This window comes from Brevibacillus sp. (genome assembly GCF_003521185.1).
In the GTDB taxonomy this organism is placed as follows: Bacteria; Bacillota; Bacilli; order Brevibacillales; family Brevibacillaceae; genus Brevibacillus; species Brevibacillus parabrevis.
Genome location: NZ_DOTK01000074.1, coordinates 1 through 7,661 on the forward strand (window position 1 = coordinate 1; position 7,661 = coordinate 7,661).

Sequence of the window (7,661 nt, forward strand, 5' to 3'; positions counted from 1 at the left end):
GGGTAGCCTCCTACCCGATTTGGTTCGAAAACAGAAAGGATGAGGGACATGGAAAACAGCGTTTTGAAAAGCGTGAAAGGAACAAAAGACTTTTTGCCAAAAGAGCAGGCGCAGCGCAACTGGATACGGCGCACGCTGGAGGCGGTGTTCGAGGCGTACGACTGCAAGCCGCTGGAGACTCCGACATTGCAATACTATGAGCTGCTCGCATCCAAATACGGCGGCGGGGACGAGATTTTGAAAGAAGTTTATCGGCTGAGTGACCAAGGGGAGCGGGAACTCGCCTTGCGCTACGATTTGACGGTTCCTTTGGCAAAAGTCGTCGGGATGAACCCGGAGATGAGATTGCCCTTCAAGCGCTATGAGATCGGCAAAGTGTTTCGCGACGGTCCGGTGAAGACTGGACGGCTGCGGGAGTTTATCCAGTGCGACGTCGATATCGTCGGTACGTCCTCGATGCTTGCCGAGGCAGAGCTGATCAGCATGGCGTTTGCAGCGTTTGCCAAGCTTGGGCTGGACGTGTACATCGAGGTAAACAATCGCAAGCTGTTGTCGGGCGTGTTGCAGGAGCTGGGGGTACCGGCAGAACGGGCGGGAGATGTGATGCTGTCGCTCGACAAGCTGGAGAAAATCGGCGTGGAAGGGGTACGCGACGATTTACGGGAGCGCCAGGTGGAGGAGCCGCTTGTTGCAGCGATCACAGCTTTTTTGCAAAAGGGGGCGCTGACTTTGGACGCTTTGGCGAAGCAGTTTTCCTCTGATACTTTCCGGCAGGGCGTACAGGAGCTGCAAGAGCTGTTTGACTACTTGCAAGGAGCAGGCGTCTCTGGCGAGGTGCGCTTTTCGCCGTTTTTGGCCCGCGGCTTGGGGATTTACACGGGCACAGTTTACGAGATTTTTTTGCAGGATCGAAGCATTGCCTCAAGCATCGGCAGTGGCGGCAGGTTCGATGAGATCATTGGGCGGTTTTTAGGCGATGGGCGAGCATATCCGGCAGTGGGCATCTCGTTTGGGCTTGATGTGATTCTGGCGGCGCTCTCCATGCGGGAGGCAAGCGAGCGGGCAGCCGCTGACGTTTTGGTCATCCCGCTCGGCACCGAGACGCTTGGCCTTGGGCTGGCGAATCGCCTGCGTGCGAGCGGTCTCCGGGTCGAGCTGGAGCTTGCGGGCAGGAAGCTGAAGAAAGCGCTGGACTACGCAAACAAGGAAGGGATAGCCTACGCGCTGATTTACGGCGAAAATGAAGTGAACAGCGGACAGGTGATCGTGCGGGACATGCGGCAGGGCAGTGAAGAGGCAATAGCACTCGATTCTGTTTCAAGCTGGTTGTCCAGCAGACTGTAAAGGAGATAGCCTTTTTTTGCCACTTTCGTTACGATAAAGAAAAAAGGGGGCGAAGGCATGCGGAAATGGGCCTTTTGGCTAGGATGCAGTTGCTTGGTGATGAACTTGGGATGGCCAGCTAAGGCAAGCGAGGAGCCGCTTTTGCAAAAGCCGTTGTATCAGGCGAATGTCCACATTGATCCAGTGAAAAAAGAAGTGAGCGGAAGCATAGCCATCACCTTTTGGCCGAAAGACCCGAAACATGCCTACCTTCATCTTTATCCGGACGTATTTACGAAACGACAAGATGGAATGCTATGGGAGGAACTTTTAGGCAAGGAACCTGGACTTGGCACGTATGATAGTAACAAGCTCACAGTCGACGGAAAAGCGGTTGCGGGCAAAAAGACTGGGCATATTTTGGAGATACCGCTTGCAGCAGAAGGAAAACCGATAAGCGAGACAGGCCCGCACAAAATCGAGCTGAATTTTGCGATGAAGCTTCCTCACAACGACGGGAGGATGTCATACGATGAGCACGCGATCTGGCTGGGCAACTGGCTGCCGATTCTCGCCGTGTACGATCAGGGCGGGTGGCGTCTCGATGCGTACGAGCCTGTAGGCGATCCCTTTTACAGCGAGGTCGCAGATTACGAGGTCAACGTCACTTTTCCAGCGGGCTATCAGTGGGCGAGCACGGCACCCGATAAAGCAGCAGAGGTGATTGCGCCGTCAAAAGGAGAAAAAACGGCACGGCTGCGCGTAAAAGATGTGCGCGATTTTGCCCTTGTTGTCATGGATGCGAGCTACCAGAGCACAGAGAGCAAAGTAGGAGATACAGTAGTTCGCACTTGGTGGCGCCAAGGGGATGACGTGCAGCAAGCCAAGCAAAACCATCAGGCGGCTGTTTCGTCACTGGCGTATTTTCATCAAAACTTGGGGGCATATCCGTACACGGAGTACGATGTGATTCGGACAGGCGGGGCGATCAACGGGATGGAGTACCCGGCTTTGGTGTTTCTGGACGGGCGGCATTTTCTGGCGAATGCAGAGTACGCGATTGATACGGTGGTGCATGAGACGGCCCACCAATGGTTTTACGGATTGGTCGGCAACGATCAGCTTCGCGAGGCGTGGCTGGACGAAGGCTTTACTGAATATGCAACGATCGCCTTCCTGACGGAACAGTATCCGCTACACGGTGCTGAGCGCGTGCGCAGGCGGCTTGCCAACGGGACGTTTGTGCCACTTTACGTAAAAGAGCATCAGCGGCCGTGGCAGGCTCTCACCGAGTTTCCTGCCAATCAATACTATAGCGATCTCGTTTACTCCAGGACAACCTCCATGCTGTGGCTGTTGCGGGGAGCTTGGGGAGAAGAGCGGCTGTATGATGTTTTGAGACAGTATGTGGCGACTTACCGTTACCAGCTTGTCAGCGGCGAGCAATGGAAGGCGTTTTTGACAAAAGCGGCTGGCGAGGACGCGAGCGCATTTTTGGACTATTGGATGAATCTGGACATGTCCCAGCAGGAACAGGCAGCGGCCTGGCTGGAACGACAACGCGAAAAGCAGCAAAAGTAAGCGAAGGCAGGGGAGTGCCATGTGGCGCAAGCATTGGGTGGTCGGCATGGTAGTAGGGATTGCTCTGGCAGTGTGCTTGTGGAGCAGCCCGTGGGCGGGACAAGCCGGGGCAGATGTGGCGGTGATCGCCAACCCGGAGCAGAAGCCGGCAGCTGTCACGTACAGCGCAGAGGTGTGGCTGGATATGAACGAGCGAGTCGTAAAAGGAACGTTGACGACCCGCTTTGTACCACAGGATGACAAAGCCTTTTTCCATCTGTATCCGAATGCTTTCGCTACAGAGGCGGATCTTCGCTCAGAAAACTGGGAGCAAGTGCTGGGCAAACAAAGAGAGCCGGGCGGCATTGCGATCTCGGCTGTCAAAGTAAACGGACGCCAAGCTGATGTTCGCTATGAAGGAAAAACGAACACGCTTTTGCGCGTGCCGCTCCCACAGCTTCCGCCGAACAAGGCAAAAGCCGAAACGGTTGTGGAGATGAGCTTCCGCCTGCAAGTGCCGTATAACAACGGGCGGCTGTCTTACCACGATCATGCCATGTGGCTCGGCAATTGGCTGCCGATTCTCGCCGTCAAGGACAGCGGCGGCTGGCGACTCGATCCGTACACAGCGATCGGCGACCCGTTTTACAGCGAGGTGGCGAACTATCATTTGCGCGTTCATTTGCCGGAAGGGTATCAGCTTGCTACGACGGGGCTGGAAAGTGTCGCTGTCGTTACGCAAACAAGGCCGCAGCGCCAAAGTATATACGAGCTGGATGCCTGGAACGTTCGTGATTTTGCCATGGTCGTGATGGATGACACGTATCAGGCGATGTCCGGCAAGGTGGGGGAAACTGTCGTTCGAACCTGGTCGCAGCAAGGCGATGATGCGGCAGTCGTGAACAGCTTGCACCAGACGGCGATGGAATCGCTCGACTACTATGGAAAACAGTTTGGCACGTACCCCTACAAGGAATACGATGTCGTCAAGACGGGCGGCTTTTTCGGGGGAATGGAGTATCCGAGTCTCGTCTTTATTGAAGAGGAATTTTTCAACACAGCGAATAGCATGGGAGCGGCTGTGGTTGCGCACGAAACCGCCCATCAATGGTTTTACGGCATCGTCGGCAACGATGAAGTGCGGGAAGCGTGGCTCGACGAGAGCTTGACCGACTACGCCACGATGGCGTTTTTGCAGGAAAAGGATGCCAAGCGCGCGCAGGCGTACATGCGGATGAGGCAAGGCCAGTCGCGAGCGGCGGAAGCGTATGCGAAGCAAGGAATTGACGCCGAGACGAGTGTGGCGGCCTTCCCGGACTGGAAAAGCTACAATGAGCTGGTCTACGGACGCTCAGGCGTCATGTGGTGGACTTTGCGGGATGCTTGGGGAGCCGAACGGCTGAATCAGTTATTGCGCCAGTACGTGAGTGAGCACCAGTACGGGCTTGCGAATGGAGCAGCGATCAAGGAACTGGTATCGGCGGCAAGCGGAGCGGATGCCACACCGTTTTTTGATTACTGGCTTCATCTCAAGCTGGAGCTTGCGGAAGCAGCGAACGGCTGGTTGGAAAAGGTTAAACACGAATGATGGAATCAAACCTAATTTAAAATGTTCGGAAGCGTGGTTGACAGGCAAACTTTCTCCCTGCTACACTGTGTATGTTGATAGCAAACGAGTACGAATAGCCCAGGCGATGAGTACGGCGCAAAAAGCCGTTAGTCGGTTGGGTTTTCTTCTGATGATACAAAACGTAGGGGGCGAATGGTTCATGCTACAGCCGTTGGTAGGCGTCATTATGGGCAGTACGTCAGACTGGGAAACGATGAAGGAAGCATGCGCAATTCTCGATGAATTGCAGGTTCCGTACGAAAAGAAGGTCGTCTCTGCACACAGAACGCCTGACTTGATGTTTTCGTATGCCGAGAGTGCAAAAAGCCGCGGGCTGGAAGTCATCATCGCGGGAGCGGGTGGCGCAGCCCATTTGCCAGGCATGGTGGCTGCCAAGACTGAACTGCCAGTAATCGGTGTACCTGTGAAGTCTTCCAATCTGAACGGACTGGATTCGCTTTTGTCCATCGTGCAAATGCCAGGCGGCGTGCCAGTCGCCACAGTCGCAATCGGCAAAGCGGGCGCGATCAATGCAGGGCTGCTCGCTGCGCAGATTTTGGGGATCAAATACCCTGAGGTGCAAGAGCGTTTTGTGGCAAGACGTGATGAAGTGCGCAATAAAGTGTTGGAGGCTGGCGAACTGGAATGACGACCAAACAGAGCAAGCAAATCAAACCAGGATCGACTCTCGGAATACTCGGCGGCGGACAGCTCGGCCGAATGATCGCTCTCGCTGGACGAGCTATGGGTTATCGCTTTGTGACGATGGACCCGACCGTCGACGCTCCGTGCGGACAAACGGCGGATCGGCAAATTGTCGCCAGCTACGATGACGTGGAAGCGGCGATGCAGCTTGCTTCTGTCAGCGACGTGATTTCCTACGAATTTGAAAATGTGGATGCACAGGTAGCAGAGGTATTGGAAAGCCATGCGTACGTGCCGCAGGGCAGCCGCCTTTTGCGCATCACACAAAACCGGATTTCCGAAAAGACGGCGATTCGCGAAATCGGCATTCCGGTCGCACCTTTTCGCGTAGTCGGCAGTTTGCAAGATTTGCAGGGAGCCGTAGCCGAACTGGGGTTGCCTGCGGTCATGAAGACAGCGACAGGGGGCTATGACGGCAAAGGCCAGTGGGTCTTGCGCAGCGAGGACGAGCTTGCGGAGGCGTACGAGACACTCTCCAAGGCAGGAACAGAGCTGATCGTGGAACAGTTCGTGCCTTTTCAGATGGAGTTGTCGGTCATTGCAGCGCGAAATCCAGACGGAGAGTTGGCTGTATTCCCGACGTCGGAAAATATTCACCAGGAAAACATCTTGCACCTGAGCATCGTGCCGGCGCGTGTCGCACCGGAAGTAAAAGCACGCGCAGAAGAAATCGCCCGCACGATTGTCGAGAAGCTTGATGTAGTCGGGCTGATCGCTGTGGAAATGTTTTTGACCACAGACGGGCAACTGTACGTCAATGAACTGGCGCCACGTCCGCACAATTCCGGCCATTACACGATGGATGCTTGTGTGACTTCGCAATTTGAACAACACGTCCGGGCTGTTTGCAACTTGCCGTTAGGCTCGACAGAGTTGCTCTCTCCCGTCGTGATGGTTAATATTTTGGGAGAGCATCTTCAGCCTGTCATCGATCAAATCGACAAGCTGCCGCGCACGGCCAAGCTGCATCTGTACGGAAAAGCCGAGAGCAAGGCGAAGCGGAAAATGGGGCATATCAACGTGCTCGCCCCCACTGTGGAAGAAGCGCTCACCCACATTGATGAGTTGAAAATCTGGACGAATCCATCGGAGGTATAATCATGATCGAACGTTATTCTCGCCCGGAAATGCGTGCCATTTGGACGGAAGAAAACAAGTTCAAGGCTTGGCTGGAAGTAGAAATTCTCGCATGTGAAGCTTGGTCCAAGCTGGGAATCATCCCGGAAGAGGACGTGAAAAAGCTGTGGGACAAGGCCAGCTTTGACATTAACCGCATCTATGAGATCGAGGAAGAGACACGCCATGACGTAGTGGCGTTTACCCGTGCGGTATCCGAAACTTTGGGCGAAGAGAAGAAATGGGTGCACTACGGCTTGACCTCTACGGACGTGGTGGACACGGCGCTGTCCTACTTGCTGCGCCAGGCGAACGAAATTTTGGAAAAAGATATCGAAGACTTCATTGCGATTTTGGCTGACAAAGCTCGCGAACACAAAGACACGGTTTGCATGGGCAGAACGCATGGCGTGCACGCCGAGCCTACCACTTTCGGCTTGAAGCTGGCGCTGTGGCATGAAGAAATGAAGCGCAACCTGGCGCGTTTCCAGGCGGCGAGAAAAGAAGTGGCGTACGGCAAAATTTCCGGTGCAGTAGGCACGTATGCGAACATCGACCCGTTCGTGGAAGCATACGTATGCGAAAAGCTTGGTCTGTCTCCGGCTCCGATTTCTACCCAAACATTGCAGCGCGACCGTCATGCCGAATATATGGCGACATTGGCTCTGATCGCAACTTCGCTGGAGAAGTTCGCAACAGAGATCCGCGGTCTGCAAAAGAGCGAAATGCGCGAAGTGGAAGAAGCGTTTGCCAAAGGTCAAAAAGGCTCTTCCGCCATGCCGCACAAGCGCAACCCGATCGGCAGCGAAAACATTTGCGGTCTTGCGCGCGTCATCCGCGGTCACATGCTCACTTCTTACGAAAACGTGTCGCTCTGGCATGAGCGGGATATTTCCCACTCTTCCGCAGAGCGCGTGATTTTGCCAGACGCGACCCAAGCGCTGAACTACATGCTGCGCCGTTTCATGAACATCGTGAAAAACTTGACGGTATTCCCGGAGAACATGAAGCGCAACATGGATCGCACATTCGGATTGATCTACTCCCAGCAAGTCATGCTCAAGCTGATCGAAAAAGGCATGAGCCGCGAGCAAGCGTACGATACGGTGCAGCCGCGCGCGATGCAAGCCTGGGAAGAACAGCGCTCTTTCCGCGCCATCGTGGAAGAAGACGCAACGGTCAGCTCCACACTGACCAAAGAAGAGCTGGATGAATGCTTCGACTATCGCTACCATTTGAAGCATGTGGATACGATTTTCCAGCGTCTTGGCTTGCTGTAAGGTTTGAATATGCTTGTAAGGAACGCTCCCGAGTGATTCGGGGGCGTTTTTTTTGGTGCGCCCAGCAT

At 54.7% G+C, this 7,661-nt stretch carries 6 protein-coding genes; all 6 read left to right on the forward strand.

All coding sequences use genetic code 11. The annotated features are described in order from the left end of the window. The first annotated feature begins 48 nt into the window (after positions 1–48). The 6 genes from DEP07_RS21930 (at position 49) to purB (ending at position 7,593) form a co-directional block, all read left to right on the forward strand. A complete protein-coding gene (locus DEP07_RS21930; RefSeq protein ID WP_287103009.1) occupies positions 49–1,344 on the forward strand; it encodes a histidine--tRNA ligase in 1,296 nt (431 codons plus the stop codon). A gap of 99 nt (positions 1,345–1,443) precedes the next feature. After that, positions 1,444–2,904 carry a M1 family metallopeptidase gene (locus tag DEP07_RS21935; RefSeq protein ID WP_287103010.1) on the forward strand — a complete coding sequence of 487 codons (1,461 nt, stop codon included), beginning with the start codon at positions 1,444–1,446 and terminating at the stop codon, positions 2,902–2,904. Between the two features lie 19 nt (positions 2,905–2,923). After that, positions 2,924–4,471, forward strand: coding sequence for a M1 family metallopeptidase (locus tag DEP07_RS21940; protein ID WP_122965613.1), 1,548 nt, complete (start codon positions 2,924–2,926; stop codon positions 4,469–4,471). 181 nt (positions 4,472–4,652) lie between these two features. After that, on the forward strand, positions 4,653–5,141 hold the full coding sequence (gene purE, locus DEP07_RS21945; protein ID WP_173597812.1) for a 5-(carboxyamino)imidazole ribonucleotide mutase: 489 nt from the start codon (positions 4,653–4,655) through the stop codon (positions 5,139–5,141). Then, on the forward strand, positions 5,138–6,295 hold the full coding sequence (gene purK / locus DEP07_RS21950) for a 5-(carboxyamino)imidazole ribonucleotide synthase (protein ID WP_122965611.1): 1,158 nt from the start codon (positions 5,138–5,140) through the stop codon (positions 6,293–6,295). The genes purE and purK overlap by 4 nt, the downstream gene beginning before the upstream one ends. Positions 6,296–6,297: 2 nt before the next feature. After that, a complete protein-coding gene (purB, locus tag DEP07_RS21955) occupies positions 6,298–7,593 on the forward strand; it encodes an adenylosuccinate lyase (protein ID WP_063229604.1) in 1,296 nt (431 codons plus the stop codon). The last annotated feature ends 68 nt before the right edge of the window (positions 7,594–7,661 follow it).